The organism is Herbiconiux sp. VKM Ac-1786, assembly GCF_015350805.1.
In the GTDB taxonomy this organism is placed as follows: Bacteria; Actinomycetota; Actinomycetes; order Actinomycetales; family Microbacteriaceae; genus Herbiconiux.
In genome coordinates, this window is the sequence record NZ_JADKSG010000002.1 from 16,405 (window position 1) to 37,008 (window position 20,604).

At 71.8% G+C, this 20,604-nt stretch carries 19 protein-coding genes and 1 tRNA gene; 11 read left to right on the forward strand and 9 right to left on the reverse strand.

Going from position 1 to position 20,604, the window contains the following annotated elements:
- Positions 1-86: 86 nt before the first annotated feature.
- On the reverse strand, positions 87-755 hold the full coding sequence (locus ITJ64_RS11080; protein ID WP_194680873.1) for a TetR/AcrR family transcriptional regulator: 669 nt from the start codon (positions 753-755) through the stop codon (positions 87-89).
- Positions 756-983: 228 nt separating this feature from the next.
- Between ITJ64_RS11080 and ITJ64_RS11085 the strand changes: the two genes are divergently transcribed.
- Positions 984-1,057: transfer RNA gene (locus tag ITJ64_RS11085), tRNA-Pro, on the forward strand.
- A 160-nt stretch (positions 1,058-1,217) separates the two neighbouring features.
- Positions 1,218-1,610: a PPOX class F420-dependent oxidoreductase gene (locus ITJ64_RS11090; protein WP_194680874.1), complete on the forward strand. Its 393-nt coding sequence runs from the start codon at positions 1,218-1,220 to the stop codon at positions 1,608-1,610.
- Between the two features lie 6 nt (positions 1,611-1,616).
- Here ITJ64_RS11090 and ITJ64_RS11095 read toward each other — a convergent pair whose 3' ends face one another.
- Both ITJ64_RS11095 and ITJ64_RS11100 read right to left on the reverse strand, forming a co-directional pair.
- Entirely contained in the window at positions 1,617-2,726 is a 1,110-nt protein-coding gene (locus tag ITJ64_RS11095; protein ID WP_194680875.1) for a LacI family DNA-binding transcriptional regulator, read from the reverse strand.
- A gap of 93 nt (positions 2,727-2,819) precedes the next feature.
- A complete protein-coding gene (locus ITJ64_RS11100; protein WP_194680876.1) occupies positions 2,820-3,881 on the reverse strand; it encodes a carbohydrate kinase family protein in 1,062 nt (353 codons plus the stop codon).
- A gap of 301 nt (positions 3,882-4,182) precedes the next feature.
- Here ITJ64_RS11100 and ITJ64_RS11105 point away from each other — a divergent pair, with 301 nt between their 5' ends.
- A complete protein-coding gene (locus tag ITJ64_RS11105; RefSeq protein WP_194680877.1) occupies positions 4,183-5,073 on the forward strand; it encodes a class I fructose-bisphosphate aldolase in 891 nt (296 codons plus the stop codon).
- Positions 5,070-6,218, forward strand: a complete 1,149-nt coding sequence (locus tag ITJ64_RS11110; RefSeq protein ID WP_194680878.1) for a Gfo/Idh/MocA family protein — start codon at positions 5,070-5,072, stop codon at positions 6,216-6,218. The genes ITJ64_RS11105 and ITJ64_RS11110 overlap by 4 nt, the downstream gene beginning before the upstream one ends.
- 70 nt (positions 6,219-6,288) lie before the next feature.
- On the opposite strand, the gene ITJ64_RS11115 is transcribed toward ITJ64_RS11110, so the two are convergent.
- Positions 6,289-7,272 carry a LacI family DNA-binding transcriptional regulator gene (locus tag ITJ64_RS11115; RefSeq protein WP_194680879.1) on the reverse strand — a complete coding sequence of 328 codons (984 nt, stop codon included), beginning with the start codon at positions 7,270-7,272 and terminating at the stop codon, positions 6,289-6,291.
- A 268-nt stretch (positions 7,273-7,540) separates the two neighbouring features.
- Complete coding sequence (locus tag ITJ64_RS11120) at positions 7,541-8,269, reverse strand: SDR family oxidoreductase (protein ID WP_194680880.1); 729 nt, start codon at positions 8,267-8,269, stop codon at positions 7,541-7,543.
- A gap of 218 nt (positions 8,270-8,487) precedes the next feature.
- Between ITJ64_RS11120 and ITJ64_RS11125 the strand changes: the two genes are divergently transcribed.
- Together ITJ64_RS11125 and ITJ64_RS11130 are read left to right on the forward strand one after the other, a co-directional pair.
- Positions 8,488-9,147 carry a nucleoside/nucleotide kinase family protein gene (locus ITJ64_RS11125; protein ID WP_370545159.1) on the forward strand — a complete coding sequence of 220 codons (660 nt, stop codon included), beginning with the start codon at positions 8,488-8,490 and terminating at the stop codon, positions 9,145-9,147.
- A 75-nt stretch (positions 9,148-9,222) separates the two neighbouring features.
- On the forward strand, positions 9,223-10,704 hold the full coding sequence (locus tag ITJ64_RS11130; protein ID WP_194680881.1) for a mannitol dehydrogenase family protein: 1,482 nt from the start codon (positions 9,223-9,225) through the stop codon (positions 10,702-10,704).
- Positions 10,705-10,752: 48 nt separating this feature from the next.
- On the opposite strand, the gene ITJ64_RS11135 is transcribed toward ITJ64_RS11130, so the two are convergent.
- The 4 genes from ITJ64_RS11135 to ITJ64_RS11150 form a co-directional block, all read right to left on the reverse strand.
- Positions 10,753-13,116, reverse strand: coding sequence for an excinuclease ABC subunit UvrA (locus ITJ64_RS11135; protein ID WP_194680882.1), 2,364 nt, complete (start codon positions 13,114-13,116; stop codon positions 10,753-10,755).
- A 2-nt stretch (positions 13,117-13,118) separates the two neighbouring features.
- A complete protein-coding gene (locus tag ITJ64_RS11140) occupies positions 13,119-13,529 on the reverse strand; it encodes a VOC family protein (RefSeq protein WP_194680883.1) in 411 nt (136 codons plus the stop codon).
- A gap of 5 nt (positions 13,530-13,534) precedes the next feature.
- The gene (locus ITJ64_RS11145) at positions 13,535-13,981 is read right to left on the reverse strand and encodes a helix-turn-helix transcriptional regulator (protein WP_194680884.1); all 447 of its coding nucleotides are present in this window, start codon (positions 13,979-13,981) and stop codon (positions 13,535-13,537) included.
- A gap of 94 nt (positions 13,982-14,075) precedes the next feature.
- Positions 14,076-15,308, reverse strand: a complete 1,233-nt coding sequence (locus ITJ64_RS11150; RefSeq protein ID WP_194680885.1) for an HAD-IA family hydrolase — start codon at positions 15,306-15,308, stop codon at positions 14,076-14,078.
- Between the two features lie 85 nt (positions 15,309-15,393).
- Between ITJ64_RS11150 and ITJ64_RS11155 the strand changes: the two genes are divergently transcribed.
- The 5 genes from ITJ64_RS11155 (at position 15,394) to ITJ64_RS11175 (ending at position 20,594) form a co-directional block, all read left to right on the forward strand.
- The gene (locus ITJ64_RS11155) at positions 15,394-16,536 is read left to right on the forward strand and encodes a LacI family DNA-binding transcriptional regulator (protein WP_194680886.1); all 1,143 of its coding nucleotides are present in this window, start codon (positions 15,394-15,396) and stop codon (positions 16,534-16,536) included.
- Positions 16,533-17,585, forward strand: coding sequence for a class I mannose-6-phosphate isomerase (locus ITJ64_RS11160; protein WP_194680887.1), 1,053 nt, complete (start codon positions 16,533-16,535; stop codon positions 17,583-17,585). Before ITJ64_RS11155 ends, ITJ64_RS11160 begins: the two co-directional genes overlap by 4 nt.
- Before the next feature lie 84 nt (positions 17,586-17,669).
- On the forward strand, positions 17,670-18,431 hold the full coding sequence (locus tag ITJ64_RS11165; RefSeq protein WP_194680888.1) for an ATP-binding cassette domain-containing protein: 762 nt from the start codon (positions 17,670-17,672) through the stop codon (positions 18,429-18,431).
- Positions 18,428-19,549, forward strand: coding sequence for an ABC transporter permease (locus tag ITJ64_RS11170; protein ID WP_228508628.1), 1,122 nt, complete (start codon positions 18,428-18,430; stop codon positions 19,547-19,549). Before ITJ64_RS11165 ends, ITJ64_RS11170 begins: the two co-directional genes overlap by 4 nt.
- Before the next feature lie 49 nt (positions 19,550-19,598).
- On the forward strand, positions 19,599-20,594 hold the full coding sequence (locus tag ITJ64_RS11175; protein WP_194680889.1) for an ABC transporter substrate-binding protein: 996 nt from the start codon (positions 19,599-19,601) through the stop codon (positions 20,592-20,594).
- Positions 20,595-20,604 lie beyond the last annotated feature (10 nt).

Here is a 20,604-nt window from a genome sequence, read left to right on the forward strand (position 1 = left end):
GGCGGGTCTGTGTGGCTGTGGCCGGGTCTGCGGGGCTGGTGTCGGGTCAGCGGGGCTGGTGCCGGGCGGGCGTGGCAGCGGCCGGGTCAGCCGACCTTCTCGATGAGGGCCTCGGTGGGGGCGGCCGAGGCGCACCAGGCCGGCCAGGACGCCATGACCGCGTCGGTGTGGGCGTCGGTGTCGACGGATTCGCTGAACGCCCAGGCCTCGAGCACGCCGACCGAGCCGCCGGCGATGTAGGCAGCGGCGGTCGTGGTGTCGATGCCCGTGCCATAGCCGTGGCGCTGCCAGACCGCGATGGCGAGCGCGGCCCGGCGGAGGGCGCGCTGGTAGAGCTCGCGGCGGAATCCGGCGTCGACTCGGGTGCCGAACATCATGCGGTAGGCCGCGCGGTGGTCGACGATGTGACCGAGCTCGCGGCGGATCGAGTCGGCGTACACCTCGGTGACGGCCTCGGGGGAGTAGCCGTCGAAGGTGCCCTCGCGCACGGTGCCGAGCTCGTCGAGGATGTGCGCGAACGAATCGGCCGCGAACGCGAAGATGTCGGCGTAGTGGCCGTAGAAGGTGGTGCGGTGCACCCCCGCCGTGCGGCAGAGCTCTGAGATGGAGATCTCGGTGAGATCGTGCTGGCGGAGGAGTTCGAACAGGGCAGACGTCAGGGCTTCGTGGGTGCGGGCCGCTCGGGGTTCGGCCGGGTTGACGGATGCGCCCTGGCGTCGGGATGGTGTCGCGGGTAAGGCGGTTGACTGGGGCATGCTCAATTATGCAATGACGAAGATCAGGATTTGCCCTGTTTTAGGACTGTGAGTCCCAAACTTTCTTCCTATCTTCTCGGGCATGCGTTTTCCGGTTCCAGGAGGCGTTCGCCCGGCGTTCTCGGGCGCTCACGTGGTCGTGCCTCGGCGGGGTGTCTGCGGGGGCTCTCCGGAGGCGCTATCATGGACAAGTTGTCTGGAGCGGTTCGCTTCTCCGGGTGACGGCCACGGGCTGTGGCGCAGCTTGGTAGCGCACTTGACTGGGGGTCAAGGGGTCGCAGGTTCAAATCCTGTCAGCCCGACAGATGGAAAATGGGTCGCCCTTCGGGGCGGCCCATTTTGCATCTGTCCGTCTGTCAGGACGCGGAGCTGCTCGTGGGCCCACGCCGCGCAGAGGCTCCGGCCGCCGCTTTCCGCGTCTTGTCCTACTCCGGCGTCAGACGTCAGTGGTTGGATATCCGCATGAGCGACGTCATCCCTCCCGACTACGCCGAGCTGCTGGAGCAGGCGAACTACGGCCACCTCGGCACCATCCGCCCCGACGACACCGTGCAGGTGAACCCGATGTGGTACCTGCGTGACGGCGACACGCTGCGCTTCACGCACACCACGAAGCGCGCGAAGTACCGCAACCTGCAGCACAACCCGTCGATGAGCCTGTCGGTGGTCGATCCGGTGAACCCGTACCGCTACCTCGAGGTGCGCGGCCGTCTGATCGCGGTCGAGCCCGACCCCACCGGCACCTTCTACGTGGTGCTCGGCAAGCGCTACGGCAACCCCGGCCAGACCCCGCCGCCCGACTCGGCCGACCGTGTCGTGCTCGTCATGAGCATCGAGAGCACCACGACGCAGTAGTCCCGGTCAGGGACGCTCGGAGCCGCGGAGGATCAGGCTGGTGGGGAGCGTGGTCGTGGCGGGGGCGGGGGTGGCGCCGGCCAGGCGGGCGAGGACGGCTCGGGCGGCGGCTTCGCCCATGAGGGCGACGTCTTGGGCGACGACCGAGACTGCGGGGCGCACGAGGGCGGCCGACTCGAAGTCGTCGAAGCCGATCAGGGGGAGGCGGGTGCCCGCTCGGGTGAAGGCCTCGATGGCGCCGATGGAGGCGCGGTTGTTGGCCGCGAAGACGGCGTCGATGCGGCCCGTGCCGAGCAGGGCGGCCAGCACGTCGGCCGCCTCGGCCGCGGTGTGGGCGGTGGCGACCGACGAGTCGGCGCCGGCGGCGGGGGACTTCAGGGCTCGGAGGAATCCGGCGTGGCGCTCGCGCATCGTGTAGAGCTCGAGGGAGTCGCCGAGGAAGAGGATGCGGCGGGCTCCGTGGCGGAGGAGTTCGCGGGTGGCGGCCTCGGCGCCTCCGGCGTTGTCGGCGAGGATCGTGTCGACGAGGGGAGGGTGCGGTCGCCGCTTCGCCTCGGCGCTCGCGTTCGAGGCGAGGTCGGGCTCGGTGGGCGAGGTGGCGGGCGCCTCGGGGTCGGCACGAGCATCCTGGACCGGGGCAGGGGGCGGCGGGGTGGAGAGCGCCGGGCGGTCGATGGCGACCACGGGGAGGAGGGGGGCCGCGGCGGCCGCCCAGGCCGTGGTGTCGCGGCGGGGCGGGGAGACGATGAGGCCATCGACGCGCTGGGCGAGGAGGCGGTCGACGAGGAGGCGGTGGCGGTCGGCGTCCTCCTCGGAGCTGACCGTCATGAGGAGGTAGCCGTTCTCGCTGAGCGTGCGTTCGACCGAGCGGGCGAGGAGCGACCAGTAGGGGTTCGCGAGGTCGGAGATGACGAGGCCGATGACCTTGGCCGAGCGTCCGGGGCGGATGCTCGCGGCGGCGAGGTTGTGGCGGTAGCCGAGCTCGGTGATCGCCGTGGCGATGCGGGCGGCCAGGGCCGGGTCGATGTTCGTGGCGCCGTTGACGTGGCGGGAGACGGTCTTCAGCGCGACGCCCGCGGCCGCCGCGACGTCCTTCATGGTGGGCGGCTTGGGCATGGGGTTCATTGTGGCGGGTGCGGGGCGCGGGCAGGCGGGGGCGCGCTGGCGGTGGCGGGGAGCATGGTTGGTGTTGTCCGAAGGGGGTGGGGGCTAGGGCGCGAGGGCGGGCGGGGCGAAGAGGGCGGCGGTTGCCGGGAGGAGGGACGTGAGGGTGGCCGGGGTCGGGCGGTCGCCCGCGATGACCGCGGCCGCGGTGCCGGCGGCGAGGTGGGCGGCGAGGGTGGGGGAGGATCCGCGGGAGAGGGCGAAGAGGAGGCCCGCGGTCGAGGCGTCGCCCGCGCCGTTCGTGGTCGCGACACGCGGGACCGCGACGGGACGCACCCGGAGTGACACGTCGGCCCAGCGGTCGGCGAGCGGGGCGAGCATCCGGCCCCCTCTGGCCAGGCGGGAGGCGGAGGCCGTGCGCAGCAGCAGGCCCTCGGAGCCCGCCGAGATCGCGACGACCGCGGCTCCCCACGAGAGCAGCAGGTCGGCGTAGAGGCCGGCGGCGCGGGCGGCGGGCAGCGGCGGGATGCCGAGGGCACCACCGAGTGCCGAGGTGAGGTCGTCGAGGCTCGGGGTGAGCACGTCGGTCACGGCGACGGCGCGCTTCAGGATGCCCGCCCAGTCCACCGCGCCGACCGCCGACGCCGGGTCGACCACCGCGAGGTCGAGCGATGTGGTGGCGCCGCGGGCGCGGGCACGCGACAGCACGGCCTCGAGCGGAGCCCCGCCCTCGGCGAGCAGCGCGGGCAGCAGTGGCGGGTAGCCGAGGTGGAGCAGCGGGGCGTCGCCGACGTCGAGGTGCTCGCCGGTGAAGACGGCGTTCGCGCCGGTGTGGTGCCAGAAGGTGCGGTCGTGTCCGTCGGGCTCGAGCACGAGGCTGTAGGAGGTCGCGTGGTCGTGGTCGACGTGCAGGTCGGCGGTGAGGCCGGGGCGGCGGGCGATGGTGTCGGCGACGATGCGTCCGAGTTCGTCGTCGCCGACGGTGGAGTGCAGGGAGACGTCGGCGCCGAGGTCGGCCAGGGCGAGGCCGGTGTTGGCGACGCAGCCGCCGAGACCGATGCGGAGGGGGCCGACGTCGATCAGGCGGCCGGGGTCGAGGGCGGCGCCGGGGCCGAGCGCGGGGGTGAGGTCGAGGCAGATGTGGCCGGCGACGACGATCGGGGTCATCGGGCATCCTCTCGGCGGGCGGCGGGCGAGCTACGGCGGGCGGCGGGCGAGCTGCGGCGGGCGGCCGGCGACATGCGGCGGGCGGCGGGCGAGCTGCGGCGGGCGGCCGGCGACAGGCGGCAGGCGTCGGGCGACACGCAGCAGGCGGCGGGCAGCACGCGGCGGGCACCGGGCCGGCTGCAGTGGGCGAACAAGCCGGGAACACCGGCTAGACAACGTTGTCTCACGGGGCTACTCTGACACATCGAGGGCCCGTTCGATAGCCCCCGGCCCCACCTCCCCGATGATCAGGAGCACCGCAATGACGCTGTACCGCCTCAATCGCCTCTTCAATCCGCGCTCCGGCCGGGCGCTCGACGTGGCCGTCGACCACGGCTTCTTCGGGGAGCGCTCGTTCATCACGGGCATCGAGGACATGGACCAGGTGGTGCGCACCCTCGTCGACGCCGGCCCCGATGCCGTGCAGCTGACGATCGGTCAGGCGCGGCGGCTGCAGAGCATCCCGGGCAAGCAGAAGCCGGGGCTGGTGCTCCGCACCGACATCGCGAACGTCTACGGCAACCCGCTCGACCCGGTGCTGTTCAGCCGGCACGTGCCGCACGCGATCGAGGAGGCCGTGCGGCTGGACGCCGTCGCGGTCTGCGTGAACCTGATGGAGCTGCCCGGGCATCCGGAGGTGCGCGAGGCGAACATCACCTCGATCCTCGAGCTGCGGCGCGAGGCCACGAAGTACGGCATGCCGCTGATGGTCGAGCCGCTCGTGATGCAGGACAACTCCAAGGCCGGCGGCTACATGGTCGACGGCGACATCGAGAAGATCGTCACGCTGGTGCGCCAGGGCGTCGAGCTCGGCGCCGACCTGATCAAGGCCGATCCGAGCGACGACCTGAGCGAGTACGGGCGGGTCATCGAGGTCGCGGGCGACGTTCCGGTGCTCGTGCGGGGTGGTGGGCGAGTGGATGACCGGACCCTCCTCGAGCGCACCGTCGCCGTGCTGGCGGCGGGGGCCCGCGGCATCGTCTACGGGCGGAACATCGTGCAGCACGAGAACCCGGCCGGCATCACGGCGGCACTGCTCGCGGTGCTGCACGAGGGGGCGTCGGTGGAGGACGGGCTGGGGATCCTCGCGGAGTCGGCGGGGCGGGCATCCGGAACCGGAGCCGCCTCGAGCGACGCGGGGGTGTCGGCATGAGCGCCGAGACCGTGAACGTCGCCATCGTGGGCGGCGGGCTTATGGGGCGGGAGATCGCGGCCGCCATCCAGCGCTGGCCGGCCCTGATCGACCACCCGGTGCGGCCCCGGCTGACCGCGGTCTGCGACATCAACCCGGCCGCGATGGAGTGGTTCGACGAGATCGACACGGTGGTCACGAAGACGACCGACTACCACGAGCTGCTCGCCGACGACAGCATCGACGTCGTCTACGTGGCCGTGCGCCACGACTTGCACGAGAAGATCTACCGCGACGTCATCGCCAGCGGCAAGAGCCTGCTCGCCGAGAAGCCGTTCGGCATCGACGGGGCCGCGGCGCAGGCGGTACTCGAGGCGATGGCCGAGCATCCTGAGGCCTTCGTGCGCGTCTCGAGCGAGATGCCGTTCTTCCCGGGGGCGCAGCTCGCGATCGATTACGTGAAGTCGGGGGCGCTCGGGACGATCGTGTCGGCGCGCAACAGCTTCCTGCACTCGAGCGATCTCGACGTGCACAAGCCGATCAACTGGAAGCGTCAGGTCGAGTTCTGCGGCGAGGCCGGCGTGATGAACGACCTCGGGATGCACACCTGGCACGTCCCGCTGCGCCTCGGCTGGGCGCCGGAGACGGTCTACGGCGTGCTGCAGAACCTCGTGCCGACCCGGCCCGGGCCGGACGGCTCGCCGGTGCCGTGCGACACCTGGGACAACGCGACGCTGCACAGCTGGGCCCGCCACGAGGGTGCGCTCTTCCCGCTGACGACCGAGACCAAGCGCATCGACCCGGGGCAGAAGAACACCTGGGAGTTCGAGGCGATCGGGCTCGACGGGGGCGTGCGGTTCAGCACGAAGAACCCCAAGACGGTGTCGGTGTTCACGGTTACGGATGTTCCGGGCGGTGGGCGCGAGCAGGTCTGGCAGCAGATCGACGTGGGCAGCCAGTCGGTGTGGCCGACGGTCACGGGCGGGATCTTCGAGTCGGGGTTCTCGGACTCGATCCTGCAGATGTGGGCGGTGTTCCTCGCGGAGCGCCACGGCTCGCTGGGCGACCGTTTCGGCGCGGCGCGGCCCGAGGAGGCGGCGCTCACGCACGCGATCTACCGCGCCGCGGCGACCTCGCACGCCGAGGGGCGCGCGGTCGCTCCCTGACCGCCGATCGACTTGCCGAAAAACGCCCCAAAACTCGTCTTTTGGGGCGGATTTCGGCAAGTCGATCGCGTCAGACGCGGCAGGAGGTGCGCTCGACGAGCGTGACCGGGAGGACCGTCCGGCGGGGGAGCACGCGGTCGGGATGCGCGGCGCGCTCCACGAGGCGGGCGGCGGCGAGGCGGCCGAGGGTCGCCGGGTCCTGCGCGACGACGGTGATCGCGGGGGTGAGCGAGTCGGCGAGGGGGAAGTCGCCGAACGCGGTGAGGGCGATCGGATGCGCCGTGACGGTGGGCACGGCGGCCATGGTGCAGCGGGCATCCGAGGAGAAGACGGCCGTCACCCCGTTCGCGTTCTGCCGGAGGCGGGCCAGCGCGTCGGCGGCGCCCGGGCGGGTGGCCGCGCCGAGGGCGACGAGGTCGTCGTCGAACGGGATGCGCGCCGCCGCGAGCGCCTCGCGGTAGCCTTCGAGGCGCTCGGCGATCGTGGGGGCCGCGAGCGAGTCGCCGAGGAAGCCGATGCGGCGGTGCCCGTGGCCGATCAGGTGGGCGGTGGCCTCGCGGGCGCCGCCGCGGTCGTCCTGGAGGAAGGCGTCGGCCTCGAGGCGGCCCGGGGCGCGGTCGACGAAGGCGAGCGGGATGCGCGTGGCCCAGTCCTCGAGCCAGGCGTGGTCGTTCGTGGTGGGGGCGACGACGAGGCCGCTGAGCTGGCGGCGGAGCACCGATTCGAGGGCGGTGCGCTCGCGGGACGGGTCCTGTCCGTGGCCGAGGCTCGTGACCAGGGTGGAGAGGTCGTTCGCCAGGGCCTCCTCCTCGACCGCCGTGACGATCGCGGCGAAGAAGGGGTCGACGAGGTCGGGCACGGCCACGCCGATCACCGGCGAGCGGCCCGAGCGGAACGTGGTGGCCAGCGCGTTCGGCACGTAGGCCAGCTCGCGCATCGAGGCCTCGACGCGGGTGCGGGTCTCGGGGGAGACGTGCGGGTCGTCGTTCAGCACCCGCGACACGGTCTTCGGGCTGACGCCGGCGGCGGCCGCGACCTCGCGCATGGTGGCCATGGCGTCCTTCCGGTGCTCGGGGGTAGGTGGGGTCGTGCGCGGCCGGGTGGTTCGGCTCGGCGAGTGGAGTGGGGCGGGGCGGGTAATCGGGGCGGTGCTCAGCGGCGGGTGGTTCGGTCGGCCGGGTGGGGTGGGGTGCGGCCGGGTGGGGTGGGGTGGGCGGCAGCGGGTGGTGAACGGATGCTCGCCCTCGTCGTTCGGGGCGAGCATCCGGTGGTCGCAGCCAGGCCCTGCCGCTCGGTGCAGGGTGGGCCGGCCGGCGCGCGGGTCAGCGGGCCGTGTAGCCGCCGTCGATGGGGAGGGAGACGCCCGAGATCATGCCCGCCGCGTCGGAGAGGAGGAAGACGACGGGGGCCGCGATGTCGTCCTCGGTGGCCCACTTGCCGAGCGGCATGGCCTCGAGGAAGGGGCCTTCGATGTCGGGGCGGCCCCAGTACCAGGCCGACATGGGGGTCATGACGACGGTGGGGTTCACGCTGTTGACGCGGATGCCGTACGTGCCGAGCTCCAGCGCCGAGACGCGGGTGATGTTGTCGAGGGCGGCCTTGGAGGAGCCGTAGGAGATGTGGCCGGGGAGGGCGACGAGGCCCGCCTGGCTCGAGATGTTGACGATCGCGCCGCCGTTGCCCAGGCGGATCATCTCGCGCGAGGCGTACTTCGTGACGAGCAGCGAGCCGCGGGCGTTGATGCTGATGACCCTGTCGAAGACGTCGATGTCGGTGTCTTGAGGCGTGGCGATCTCGCCGCCCCAGCCGCCGGAGTTGACGACGCCCCAGATGTCCTTGCCCTCGATGGCCTCGCGGATGCTGTCCTCGGAGGTGAGGTCGAAGGGGAGCGGCGTGGCGCCGGTCTCGGCGGCGAGGGCCTCGAGGTGCTCGAGGTTGCGGCCGGCGGCCAGGACGGTCGCATTGGCGGCGACGAGGTGGCGCACGATCGCGCCGCCGATGCCGCCGCTGGCGCCGGTGACGAGGATGGTGCGGCCGGTGAAGTCAGTCATGGTGAGTCCGTTCGAGTGGGCGGGACGGCGCTGCGTCGCGTCGTCGGGGCGGCATCAGCATAGCGGCGGAACGGCGGGGATGACACCCGTGTCATGAAATCTCCTGACACCGGTGTCATCGCGATTGACAGCGGGGCCTCGGGGTGCGTACGGTGGGCGCGGCGGTGGGCCTTCGGGAGCTGCTGCCGCGCATCCGTCGACGACGACCAGGAGGACCCGTGAGCGACACCGCACTGCCGGCCGAGGCGCGGCCCGTCGGGCTCGACGAACTGCTCGAGCGGTGCCGGGCGCTGATCGCGAGCGGTTCGCGGAGCATCCTCGGCATCGTCGGCACGCCCGGGGCGGGCAAGTCGACGCTCTGCGCCGCCCTGATCGCCGCGCTCGACGGCGATGCGGTGCTGGTGGGCCAGGACGGCTTCCACTTCGCCAACCAGGAGCTCGAGCGCCTCGGTCGGCGCGACCGCAAGGGCGCCCCCGACACCTTCGACGTCGACGGCTACGTCGCCCTGCTCGGCCGCCTCGCCCGGGCCGACGCCCCCGTCGTCTACGCTCCCGTCTTCGACCGCGCCCTCGAGGAGTCGATCGGCAGCGCCGTGCCCGTGCCCGCCGGGGTGCCGCTCGTGATCACCGAGGGCAACTACCTGCTCGGCGACGGCCACGGCTGGGAGCGCGTGCGCGAGCACCTCGACGAGTCGTGGTTCCTCGACGTGGCTCCGGATGTTCGCCACGACCGTCTCGTGCGGCGACGCGTCTCGTACGGGCACTCGCCCGGCGACTCGGCCGACTGGGTGCGCGACGTCGACGAGGCCAACGCGCGGATCGTCGACGGATCGCGCGGCAACGCCGATCTGCTGCTGCATCTGACGACGGTGCTCTGACGTGCACCTCCCCGGGTCGCGGTGCTCCGTGCATCCGACCGCCGACCACCTGACCCCCACCCGACTGGAGACACGATGACCACCCTGAGCGCCCAGACCCTCGGCAGCCTCGACCCGCGGGTCGCCGTGCCCGCGTACGACCGGGCCGCCGTGCGGCCGGGGATCGTGCACTTCGGCGTGGGGGCGTTCCACCGCTCGCACGAGGCGATGTTCGTCGATCGGCTGCTCGCCGCCGGGGCCGAGGGGTGGGGGATCACCGGGGTGGGCACGCTGGCGTCCGACGCGGCGATGCGCGACGCGCTCTCGGCCCAGGACGAGCTGTACACGCTGGTGACCACCGCACCCGACGGGGTGGTCGAGGCGCGGGTGGTCGGGTCGATCATCCGCTACCTGCTGGCGCCCGAGCAGCCCGAGGCGGTGCTCGAGGCCCTGCGCGACCCCGCCACCCGGATCGTCTCGCTGACGATCACCGAGGGCGGGTACGGCATCAACGACGCCACGGGGGCGTTCGAGCCGCGTGATGCCGCCACGCTGGCCGACCTCGACGGGCTCGCGGGCGGGGCCGCGCCGGAGAGCGCCCTCGGGTTCGTCGTCGCCGGGCTGCGCGAGCGTCGGGATGCCGGGGAGGTGCCGTTCACGGTGATGTCGTGCGACAACATCCAGGGCAACGGGCACGTGGCCCGGGCCGCGGTGCTCGCGTTCGCCGAGCGGGTCGAGCCCGCCCTCGCCGAGTGGATCGGGTCGGCGGTCAGCTTCCCGAACTCGATGGTCGACCGGATCACCCCCGTCACGACCGACGCGTCACGGCAGCGGGTCGCCGACGAGTTCGGCATCGAGGACCGCTGGCCCGTGCTCTCGGAGTCGTTCGTGCAGTGGGTGCTCGAGGACTCCTTCACCGCGGGGCGGCCGGCGTTCGAGGAGGTCGGGGTGCAGGTCGTGACCGACGTCGAGCCGTACGAGCTGATGAAGCTGCGGCTGCTGAACGCTTCGCACCAGGCGATGAGCTACCTCGGGCTGCTCTCGGGCGCCGAGTACGTGCACGAGGTGTGCCGCGACCGGCTGTTCGCGGACTTCCTGCTGGGCTACATGCACGACGAGGCGCGGCCGACGCTCGCGCCGGTGCCCGGGGTCGACCTCGACGAGTACAGCTCCGAGCTGATGCGCCGCTTCGGCAGCGAGGCGATCAAGGACACGCTGATGCGCCAGATCGTCGACGGCTCCGACCGCATCCCGAAGTTCCTGCTGCCCGTGGTGCGTTCTCAGCTCGCGTCGGGCGGCGAGATCGAGCGGTCGGTGCTGGTGCTCGCGGCGTGGAGCCGCTTCCTCGAGGGCGTGGCCGACGACGGCAGCGCACTGTCGCCCGTCGACAAGCGGCTCGACGAGCTGCAGGCCGCGGTGGCGGGCGAGGCGGATGCTCCCGGGAGCTTCCTCGACTACGCCCCCGTCTTCGGCGACCTCGGCTCGGACGCCCGCCTCCGCGCGGCCTTCGTCGAGGCGCGGGCGCTGCTCGCGGCCCGCGGTGCGCGCGGCGCCCTGGAGGCGCTCGCCGCGCGCTGACCCGCGCGGCGCCCTGGAGGCGCTCGCCGCGCGCTGACCCGCGCCCGGTCAGGGGGCGACGTAGCTCGCCAGGTGCTCGCCCGTGAGGGTGGCGCGCGATGCGACGAGCGACGCCGGGGTGCCCTCGAAGACCACGCGGCCGCCGTCGTGGCCGGCACCGGGGCCGAGGTCGACGATCCAGTCGGCGTGCGCCATGACGGCCTGGTGGTGCTCGATCACTATGACCGACTTGCCCGAGTCGACCAGGCGGTCCAGCAGCCCGAGCAGCTGCGCCACATCGGCCAGGTGGAGCCCGGTGGTCGGCTCGTCGAGCACGTAGACGCTGCCCTTGCCCGCCATGTCGGCGGCGAGCTTCAGGCGCTGGCGCTCGCCGCCCGAGAGCGTCGTGAGCGGCTGCCCGAGCGCGAGGTAGCCGAGCCCCACGTCGGACAGGCGCGCCAGGATCGCATGCGCCGCCGGCAGCGGGGCCTCGCCGGAGGACGCGAAGAACGGCAGCGCCTCGGAGACGGGCAGGGCCAGCACCTCGATGATGTCCTTCTCGCCGAGGTGGTAACCGAGCACCGAGGCGTCGAAGCGCCGTCCCTCGCACTCCTCGCAGGTGGTGGACACCGACGCCATCATGCCGAGGTCGGTGAACACGACTCCGGCGCCGTTGCAGACGGGGCAGGCGCCCTCCGAGTTGGCGCTGAACAGGGCGGGCTTCACCCCGTTCGCCTTGGCGAACGCCTTGCGGATCGGCTCCAGCAGCCCGGTGTAGGTCGCGGGGTTGCTGCGTCGCGAACCGCGGATCGGCGTCTGGTCGACGGTGACGACCTCCTCCCGCGGCGACACCGAGCCGTGGATGAGCGAGCTCTTGCCCGAGCCGGCCACACCGGTGACGACCACGAGCACGCCGAGCGGGATGTCGACGTCGACCCCGCGCAGGTTGTGCGACGACGCGCCGCGGATCTCGAGCGTGCCGGACGGCGCGCGCACCGCGGGCTTCAGGGCGGCCCGGTCATCCAGATGCCGCCCGGTGACGGTGCCCGACCGTCGCAGCTCGTCGACCGTGCCCTCGAAGCAGACCGTGCCGCCCGCCGCGCCGGCACCCGGGCCGAGGTCGACGACGTGGTCGGCGATGGCGATCGCCTCGGGCTTGTGCTCGACGACGAGCACCGTGTTGCCCTTGTCGCGCAGCTGCAGCAGCAGCTCGTTCATGCGCTGGATGTCGTGCGGGTGGAGGCCCGTGGTCGGCTCGTCGAAGACGTAGGTGATGTCGGTCAGGGCCGAGCCCAGGTGCCGGATCATCTTCACCCGCTGCGCCTCACCGCCCGAGAGCGTGCCCGACGCCCGGTCGAGCGAGAGGTAGCCGAGGCCGATGCCGACGAAGGAGTCGAGCAGGTGCCGCAGCCCCTCGAGCAGCGGCGCGACCGACGGCTTGTCGAGGCCGCGCACCCACTCGGCGAGGTCGCTGATCTGCAGGGCGCAGGCATCCGCGATGCTGAGGCCCGCGACCTTCGACGAGCGGGCCGCCTCGCTGAGCCGGGTTCCGCCGCAGTCGGGGCAGGCCGTGAACGTCGCCACCCGGTCGACGAAGGCGCGCACGTGCGGCTGCATCGACTCGCGGTCCTTCGCGAAGAACGACTTCTGGATCTTCGGAACCAGGCCCTCGTAGGTCATGTTCATGTTCTCGAACTTGACCTTGACCTGCTCCTTGTAGAGGAAGTCCTGCCGCTCGGTGTCGCTGTAGTCGCGGATCGGCTTGTCGCCGTCGAGGAAGCCCGACTTCGCGAAGATGCGCACCATCCACCCGTCGGCGGTGTAGCCGGGCACCGTGATGGCGCCCTCGTTCAGCGACTTGCTGTCGTCGAAGAGCTGCGACAGGTCGATGTCGGAGACGCTGCCCCGCCCGTCGCAGCGCGAGCACATGCCGCCGGTGACCGAGAAGCTGCGCCGCTCCTTCGTGACCACGCCCGCCTTCTCGGTGGTGACCGCGCCCGCCCCCGAGATCGACGCCACGTTGAACGAGTAGGCCTGAGGCGAACCGATGTGCGGCTGACCCAGCCGGCTGAACAGGATGCGCAGCAGCGCGTTCGCGTCGGTGGCCGTTCCGACGGTCGAACGCGGGTCGGACCCCATGCGCGCCTGGTCGACGATGATCGCGGTGGTGAGCCCCTCGAGCACGTCGACGTCAGGACGCGCGAGCGTCGGCATGAAGCCCTGCACGAAGGCGCTGTAGGTCTCGTTGATCAGCCGCTGCGACTCGGCCGCCACCGTGTCGAATACCAGTGAGCTCTTGCCAGAGCCCGAGACGCCCGTGAACACCGTGAGGCGCCGCTTCGGGATCTCGACCGAGACGTCCTTGAGGTTGTTCTCGCGGGCGCCCTGCACGCGGATCACCTCGTGGGAGGGAGTGGCGGGGGATGCGGTCATGCTCAGCGGGACTCCTGGATGCGCAGCAGGTTGCCGGCCGGGTCGCGTACCGCGCTGTCGCGCACGCCGTAGGGCTGGTCGGTGGGTTCCTCGACGACCTCCGCGCCGGCGGCGACGATGCGGTCGAACGCGGCGTCGAGGTCGGGGGTGGCGAGGATGAGGGTGGCGTAGGTGCCCTTGGCCATCATGGCCGCGATGGTCTCGCGCTCGGCGTCGGTGAGACCGGGCCCGGCCTGCGGAGGGTAGAGCACGACCGAGGTGGCGGGCTGGCCGACCGGGCCGACCGTGATCCAGCGGAGGCCGGCGTAGCCGACGTCGTTGCGCACCTCGAAGCCGAGCACGTCGCGGTAGAAGGCGAGCGAGGCCTCCGGGTCGTTCTGCGGGAGGAAGGTGGAGTGAATGCGGATGTCCATGGCCGTCACACTATTGGCGCGGGCACGGCCGGCGCTTCTCGATTCCTGACCGGTCGCGTGACCTGCCGGGCGACGCAGGAGGGCAGGCCCGCGGTGGCGGTGGCGGCCTCCCGCCGGTAGACGCTCGGGGGCACGCCGACGAGCTCGCTGAAGCGCGTGCTGAAGGTGCCGAGCGAGGAGCAGCCTACGGCCGTGCAGACCTCGGTGACGCTGAGGTCGCCGCGGCGCAGCAGGGCCATCGCCCGCTCGATGCGCCGTGTCATCAGGTAGCTGTAGGGCGACTCGCCGAACGCCTCCTTGAAGGCGCGGCCGAGGTGACCCGCCGAGACGTGCTCGCCGCGGGCGAGCGCCTCGACGTTCAGCGGCCGGGCGTACTCCCGGTCGATGCGGTCGCGCACCCGGCGCAGCCGCGCGAGCTCGCGCAGGCGGTCGGCGGATGCGGTGGTCGTCACGCCTCGGATTCTTCCACAGGCCGGGTGGCGGGCGGGAGGGGTGATCGCTACTCAGTCGGGTGGCGGACGGCGGTGGCGCACGGCGGCCGGCCGGTCAGCGCTCCTGCCCGGCCACCGACTCCAGCCGGAAGCCGCCGCCGGGCACGGGCACCGCCCGCAGCTGGAACAGCCCGTCGACGACGAGGTCGGCGTCGAGCTCGTGCGACTCGTGCGTTCCCGCGATCGCGACGGTCGTGCATCCGGCCGCCTTCGCCGCCGCCAGGCCCGCGGGGGCGTCTTCGAAGACCACGCACGAGGCCGGGTCGACGCCGAGGCGCGCGGCCGCGGTGAGGAAGGGCTCCGGATGCGGCTTGCCGTTCACGACGTCGTCGAACGTCACCAGCACGGCCGGCGGGATGAGCCCTGCGGCGCGCAGCCGGCTGGTGGCGATGATGCGGGTGCCGCTCGTGACGATGGCGCGGGCCTCGTCGGGCAGGGAGCCGAGCAGCGCCGCGGCGCCGTCGAGCGCGATCACGTCGTCGAGGTCGTTCACCTCGATCTCGGTCACCCGGGCGAGCGCCTCGGCCGCCTGGTCGCCCGAGAAGAAGGAGTCGATGACCTGGGCGGCCGGGCGGCCGTGGCCCTCGGCGAGCAGGTCGACCTCGAGACCGTACTCGCGGGCGAGTTGCTGCCAGGAGCGCACGACCGAGGGGGTCGAGTCGATCAGGGTGCCGTCGAGGTCGAACAGTCCGGCCGCGAAGGTGCGCGAGAAGACGGGGGAGTCGGCCGGGAGCACGCGTCCGCCGCCGAGCCGTCGTCGCACGGAGGCGAGCTGCTGCGCGGTGGAGAGGGAGGCGTCGACGACGAGGTGGGGGACCTGTGGCTCGGAGTCGGCGGGCGGGTCGACCACGTGCACGTCGCGGGCCGCTCCGCGGAGGCCGCGGCGCTCGGCGAGCAGGGCAGGAGACGCGCGAAGCCAGACCACCTCGGGCGCGCCCCCGGCCGCCTCTACCAGCTGCGACCACTCGGGGCCGCCCGTCAGCTCGGCGGTGAAGGGGGCGACGAGCACCGCGTCGACTCCCGCGCGCACCTGGTCGGCGAGGGCCGCGCGAAGAGCCGCATAGCGAGCCGGCCGCACGACGGTGCGGAGAGCGCGGTCGTTCCAATGGGTGCCCGCGGAGAGCTCCTGCCCGAGACCCTCGAGCACCGGGTTCGTGAGCGAGTCGAGGTCGAGCAGGGCGGCGCCGAGGGCCCGCGCGAGCTCCAGCCCGAGGGTGCTCTTGCCGCTTCCCGCGGCTCCGGCGACGACGATGATCATGGTGCTCCCGAGGTTATCGAATTGAGACATCGCGACCACTTGACAACGTTGTCGCTGCGAGTCAGTATAGGCGGAACGAGAACGACGGAGTCCGGGAATTCGGTTCACTCCGCAGATGACAACGCTGTCAAAGGAGGTGGGCGAGGATGCCCGGTACGACCCCGAACCCGCGCACCACCCCGACCGGCGGGGGCCGCTCATGAACCGCCGCCCCGGCATCAAGGACGTCGCCGCGAGCGCCGGCGTCAGCATCAAGACCGTCTCCCGCGTGGTCAACGCCGAGGAGGCCGTGCACCCCGAGACGAGGGCGCGCGTGCTGCACGCCATCCAGCAGCTCGGCTACGTTCCCAACACCGCTGCCCGCTCGCTGAAGTCCGGCACCGGCGGCGCGATCGGCGTCGTCATCGACTCGCTCGCCGACCCCTTCTTCGCCGCCCTGGTCAGCGCCATCGAGACCCGCGCGCTGACCGAGGGCCTCAGCGTCCTGGTCGCCTCCTCGAGCCTCGACCGCGACCGGGAGCGCGAGCAGCTGCTGAGCCTCGTGGCCGGGCATCAGGTCGCGGGCGTCGTCTTCGCGCCGGTCGCGTCCGAGCATCCGTACCTCGCCCCGTACCGCACCACCACGCCGGTGGTCGCCGTCGACCGCTCGCGGGTGGGCATCGACAGCGTGGTCGTCGACGACCGCGGCGCGGCGGCGCTCGCCGTGCAGCAGTTCGTCGACCTCGGCCACCGCCGCATCGCCTTCTTCGACCGCGACGAGCGCTTCTCGACGATCCACCGCCGCATGAGCGGCTACCTCGACGTGCTCCGCGGCGCCGGCATCGAGTTCGACCCCGAGCTCGTCTCGTCCACCGTCGACGGCAGCCTCGACTACCTGAGCGAGGCCGAACGGCTGCTCGGCCTCGAGAACCCCGCGACCGCCTTCTTCGCCTCGAACGCCAAGGCCGCCATCGGCCTCACCACCGCGCTGCACCGCATCCACCGCCAGGACACGGCGATGATCGCGTTCGGCGACTTCTCCTTCGCCGACGTGCTGCGCCCCGGCGTCAGCTGCATCGACCAGGACCCGTTCCTGATCGGCAACGCCGCCATCGAGCGCCTGCTGGCCCTCCGCGAGGAGTCCTCGGGCGAGCCGCGCGAATGGATCGTGCCCACCGCCCTGCTGCAGCGCGGCTCCGGTGAGATCGAGGGCCCCGCGGCCGCTCTGTCCGTCGGTTCCGCCGCATCCGCCCGATTCGCCGAAGGAGACGTCGCATGAAGCCGGCCGCCCTCGCCCCCAATCTGATCGACCACTTCTACCGCGGTGGCGACCGCATCGCGGCCCTCCGCGGCATCGAGCAGACCTCCGAGTTCCAGCCGGAGGAGTGGCTCGGCGCCACCGTCTCCCGCGCCGACCACGGGGACATCGGCCTCGCCCGCACCGTCGACGGCGAGCTGCTGCGCGACCTCGTCGGTGCCGAGCCGGCTGCCTGGGTCGGTGCCGACCACGCCGACGCCGCGTCGAGCACCGACACGGGCATCCTGGTCAAGCTGCTGGATGCGCGCCAGCGCCTCCCCGTTCACGTGCACCCCTCGCGGGCCTTCGCCGCCGGTCACCTCGACTGCCCCTACGGCAAGACCGAGGCCTGGTTCATCCTCGACGCGGAGCCCGGGGCCGCCGTGCACCTCGGCTGGAGCGAGCCCGTCGACCGCGACGAGCTCGACCGCCGCCGTGACGCACAGGACTCCGAGTGGATGCTCTCGCGGATGAACCGCATCGAGGTCTCCCGCGGCATGGGCGTCGTCGTGCCGGCCGGCACCGTGCACGCCATCGACGAGGGCATCTTCCTCGCCGAGGTGCAGGAGCCCACCGACTTCTCGATCGTGCTGGAGTGGTCGGTCACGACCTCGACCCGCGACGAGTCGCACCTCGGCCTCGGCTTCGATACCGTGATGCCCGCCGTCTCGGTCGAGGCGCTGGGGCCGGATGCGCTGCAGCGCCTGATCAGCCGCGCCGACCTCACGGCGCGGAGCGCGTCCGCCGCGAGCCTGCTGGCTGCGGCCGCCGACCCCTACTTCCGCGTGCTGCACGCGGCCCCGCCCACCGGCGGAGCCGTCGCACTCGACCCCGGCTTCGCCGTGGCCCTCGTGCTCGAGGGCTCGGGCGAGTTCGCCGGAGCCGACGAGCGCGTCGACTACCGCGCCGGCCAGGTCTTCGCCGTGCCGTCCGGCTTCGGCCCGTGGGAGGTGCGGGGCACGGGAAGCGTGCTCGTCGCGACCCCGGGCGTCGGCTGGCCGCACTCGCTGGCCGCCGGAGGAATCGTATGACAGGAGCATCCCATGACCACCCGGAACCATTCGCAACCCAGAACCACCCGCAGGCCCCGACCGGCCGGAAAGGAGTGAACTGACATGACCACCCCCGTATTGGAGGCCCGCGGCCTCTCCCGCGCGTTCGGACACGTCCGTGCGCTCGACGACGTGGACTTCGAGGTCTACCCCGGAGAAGTGACCGCCCTGATCGGCGACAACGGCGCCGGCAAGTCGACGCTCGTGAAGGCGCTCTCGGGCAACCTCGCCGTCGACACCGGAGTCATCAAGTTCGAGGGCAACCCCCTCCAGCTGACCAACCCGATGCAGGCCAGCGCGCTCGGCATCGAGACCGTGCACCAGGACCTGGCGCTCGCCCCTCACCTCGACCCGGTGCAGAACATGTACCTCGGCCGCGAGGTCATGAAGAGCGGCATCGGCGGAGCGTTCGGGTTCATGAACGTCGCCGAGATGCGCAAGGAGTCCCGCCGGGCGTTCGACGAGCTGGGCGCCACGGTGCGCTCGCTCACCTCGCCCGTCGGCTCGATGTCCGGTGGTCAGCGGCAGGCGATCGCGATCGCCCGCGCCGTGCACTGGGCGAACAAGGTCGTCTTCCTCGACGAGCCCACCGCGGCGCTCGGCGTGCGGCAGACCAAGAACGTGCTGGAGACCATCCGGCGGGTGCGCGACAAGGGCATCGCCGTCGTCTTCATCAGCCACTCGATGCCGCACGTGATGGAGGTCTCCGACCGCATCCAGGTGCTGCGTCTCGGGCACCGCGCCGCGGCGATCGACACCAAGAGCACGAACATGGAAGAACTCGTCGGTCTGATGACCGGCGCGAGCACGAGGGGTGTGGCATGAGCGACGACGTGAGGGACGCTGACCTGAAGAAGGCGGAGTTCGGGCAGACCGACGCGGCCGGCCCCGAGACGACCTCGATCAACATGGCCCAGGCCAAGGAGAACGGGTTCACCAAGCTGATCAAGGCCCAGGCCTTCCAGATCCTGATCGTGCTGATCGTGATCGTCGCGATCTTCAGCGCGCTCGCCCCCGACACCTTCGCGCAGCTGTCGAACCTGCGGCTCGTGGTGCAGAACGCCTCGATCCTCGCGGTGCTCGGCGTCGGCATGACCTTCATCATCATCACCTCGGGCATCGACCTCTCGATCGGCTCGGTGCTCGTGTTCTCGGGCGTCGTCTCGGCGATCGTGATGCGGGCCATCGGCGGCGACGACTGGGGCACGGCCACCATCGGCATCATCGTCTCGATCCTCTCGGGCCTCGCCTGGGGCATCTTCAACGGTGTGCTGATCTCGAAGGCGAAGGTGCCGCCGCTGATCGTGACGCTGGGCTCGCTCGGCATGGCGCTCGGCCTCTCGCAGATCATCACGGGCGGTGTCGACATCCGTCAGGTGCCCTCCGTGCTGACCACCTCGATCGGCTACGGCAACATCCTCGGCGGCATCCCGATCATCTCGGTGATCGCCCTCGTGATCGTCATCATCGGCGCGATCGTGCTGCACAAGACCAAGTTCGGCCTCTACACCTACGCGGTGGGCTCGAGCGAGGAGGCGGCACGCCGGGTCGGCGTGAAGGTCGACCGGCACCTGATCAAGGTCTACGCGCTGTCGGGTGCCCTCGCCGGCCTCGCGGGCATCCTGTCGCTGTCGCAGTTCAGCACCACGGCCATCGCCGGCCAGTCGCAGACCAACCTGAACGTCATCGCGGCGGTCGTCATCGGCGGAACCTCGCTGTTCGGCGGCTACGGAACGATCTTCGGCACCGTCGTCGGCCTCTTCATCCCGGCCGTGCTGCAGAACGGCTTCGTCATCACCGGCGTGCAGCCGTTCTGGCAGCAGGTCGCCGTCGGCGCCGTGCTGATCGCGGCGGTGTACGTCGACCAGGTCCGACGGGCCTCCGCGGCCCGAGGGGCCTCCACAAGCCTCTGGCGCCACTTCGCCAGACGGAACAACAAGTGAACAGCACCAATCCCGTAATTGCATCACTAGAAGAAGGACAGGTAACACGATGAAGTGGAACAAGAAGATCCTGGGAGTCGTCGCCATCGGCGCGACCGCCGGTCTGGCTCTGGCCGGATGCTCGGGCGGAGACTCGGGCGGCGGCTCCAGCACCGGCGCGGCCGGCAGCGACGGCTACAAGATCGCCTTCGTGCAGGGTGTCGCCGGAGACGAGTTCTACATCTCCATGCAGTGCGGCATCGAGGCCGCGGCCGAGAAGGCCGGCGCGACCGTCACCACCCAGGGCCCCGAGAAGTTCGACCCGACGCTGCAGAAGCCGCTGGTCGACTCGATCGTGGCCTCCAAGCCCGACGCGCTGCTGATCGCCCCGACCGACGTCACCGCAATGGAGGCGCCCCTCAAGGCCGCCGCCGACGCCGGCATCAAGGTCGTCCTCGTCGACACCACGGTCGAGGACCCGTCCTTCGCGGTCTCGGCCATCGCCTCCGACAACGTCGGTGGCGGCGAGGCGGCCTTCAAGGCCATCCAGGACGCCCACCCCGACGGCGGCAAGGTGCTCGTCGTCTCGGTCGACCCCGGCATCTCGACCACCGACGCTCGCGTCGAGGGCTTCCAGAAGGCCGCCGAGGGCGCTGACGGATTCGACTACCTGGGCGTGCAGTACAGCCACAACGAGCCGGCCACCGCGGCCGAGATCGTGACCGCGGCGCTGCAGAAGGACCCCGACATCGTGGGCATCTTCGCCGCCAACCTGTTCGCCGCCGAGGGCACCGCCACCGGCGTGCAGCAGGCCGGCAAGCAGGACTCGGTGACCATCGTCGGCTTCGACGCGGGCCCCGCCCAGGTCGAGCAGCTGAAGGCCGGCACGGTTCAGGCGCTCGTCGCCCAGGAGCCCGCCACCATCGGCCAGGACGGCGTCGAGCAGGCCATCGCGGCCCTCGACGGCGGCGACACCGAGTCGGAGATCCAGACCGGCTTCACCATCCTCACCAAGGACAACATCGAGGGTGAAGGCGCGGACGCGGTCTACAAGTCCAGCTGCTAGTCAGCACTCG

Coding starts and splice junctions, on each gene's coding strand:
- ITJ64_RS11105 (WP_194680877.1), top strand. CDS start 4,183: ATGACGCTGTACCGCCTCAATCGCCTCTTCAATCCGCGCTCCGGCCGG.
- ITJ64_RS11150 (WP_194680885.1), bottom strand. CDS start 15,308: ATGTCTCAATTCGATAACCTCGGGAGCACCATGATCATCGTCGTCGCC.
- ITJ64_RS11080 (WP_194680873.1), bottom strand. CDS start 755: ATGCCCCAGTCAACCGCCTTACCCGCGACACCATCCCGACGCCAGGGC.
- ITJ64_RS11170 (WP_228508628.1), top strand. CDS start 18,428: ATGAGCGACGACGTGAGGGACGCTGACCTGAAGAAGGCGGAGTTCGGG.
- ITJ64_RS11175 (WP_194680889.1), top strand. CDS start 19,599: ATGAAGTGGAACAAGAAGATCCTGGGAGTCGTCGCCATCGGCGCGACC.
- ITJ64_RS11100 (WP_194680876.1), bottom strand. CDS start 3,881: ATGACCCCGATCGTCGTCGCCGGCCACATCTGCCTCGACCTCACCCCC.
- ITJ64_RS11130 (WP_194680881.1), top strand. CDS start 9,223: ATGACCACCCTGAGCGCCCAGACCCTCGGCAGCCTCGACCCGCGGGTC.
- ITJ64_RS11120 (WP_194680880.1), bottom strand. CDS start 8,269: ATGACTGACTTCACCGGCCGCACCATCCTCGTCACCGGCGCCAGCGGC.
- ITJ64_RS11135 (WP_194680882.1), bottom strand. CDS start 13,116: ATGACCGCATCCCCCGCCACTCCCTCCCACGAGGTGATCCGCGTGCAG.
- ITJ64_RS11155 (WP_194680886.1), top strand. CDS start 15,394: ATGACAACGCTGTCAAAGGAGGTGGGCGAGGATGCCCGGTACGACCCC.
- ITJ64_RS11115 (WP_194680879.1), bottom strand. CDS start 7,272: ATGGCCACCATGCGCGAGGTCGCGGCCGCCGCCGGCGTCAGCCCGAAG.
- ITJ64_RS11140 (WP_194680883.1), bottom strand. CDS start 13,529: ATGGACATCCGCATTCACTCCACCTTCCTCCCGCAGAACGACCCGGAG.
- ITJ64_RS11165 (WP_194680888.1), top strand. CDS start 17,670: ATGACCACCCCCGTATTGGAGGCCCGCGGCCTCTCCCGCGCGTTCGGA.
- ITJ64_RS11090 (WP_194680874.1), top strand. CDS start 1,218: ATGAGCGACGTCATCCCTCCCGACTACGCCGAGCTGCTGGAGCAGGCG.
- ITJ64_RS11160 (WP_194680887.1), top strand. CDS start 16,533: ATGAAGCCGGCCGCCCTCGCCCCCAATCTGATCGACCACTTCTACCGC.
- ITJ64_RS11110 (WP_194680878.1), top strand. CDS start 5,070: ATGAGCGCCGAGACCGTGAACGTCGCCATCGTGGGCGGCGGGCTTATG.
- ITJ64_RS11095 (WP_194680875.1), bottom strand. CDS start 2,726: ATGCCCAAGCCGCCCACCATGAAGGACGTCGCGGCGGCCGCGGGCGTC.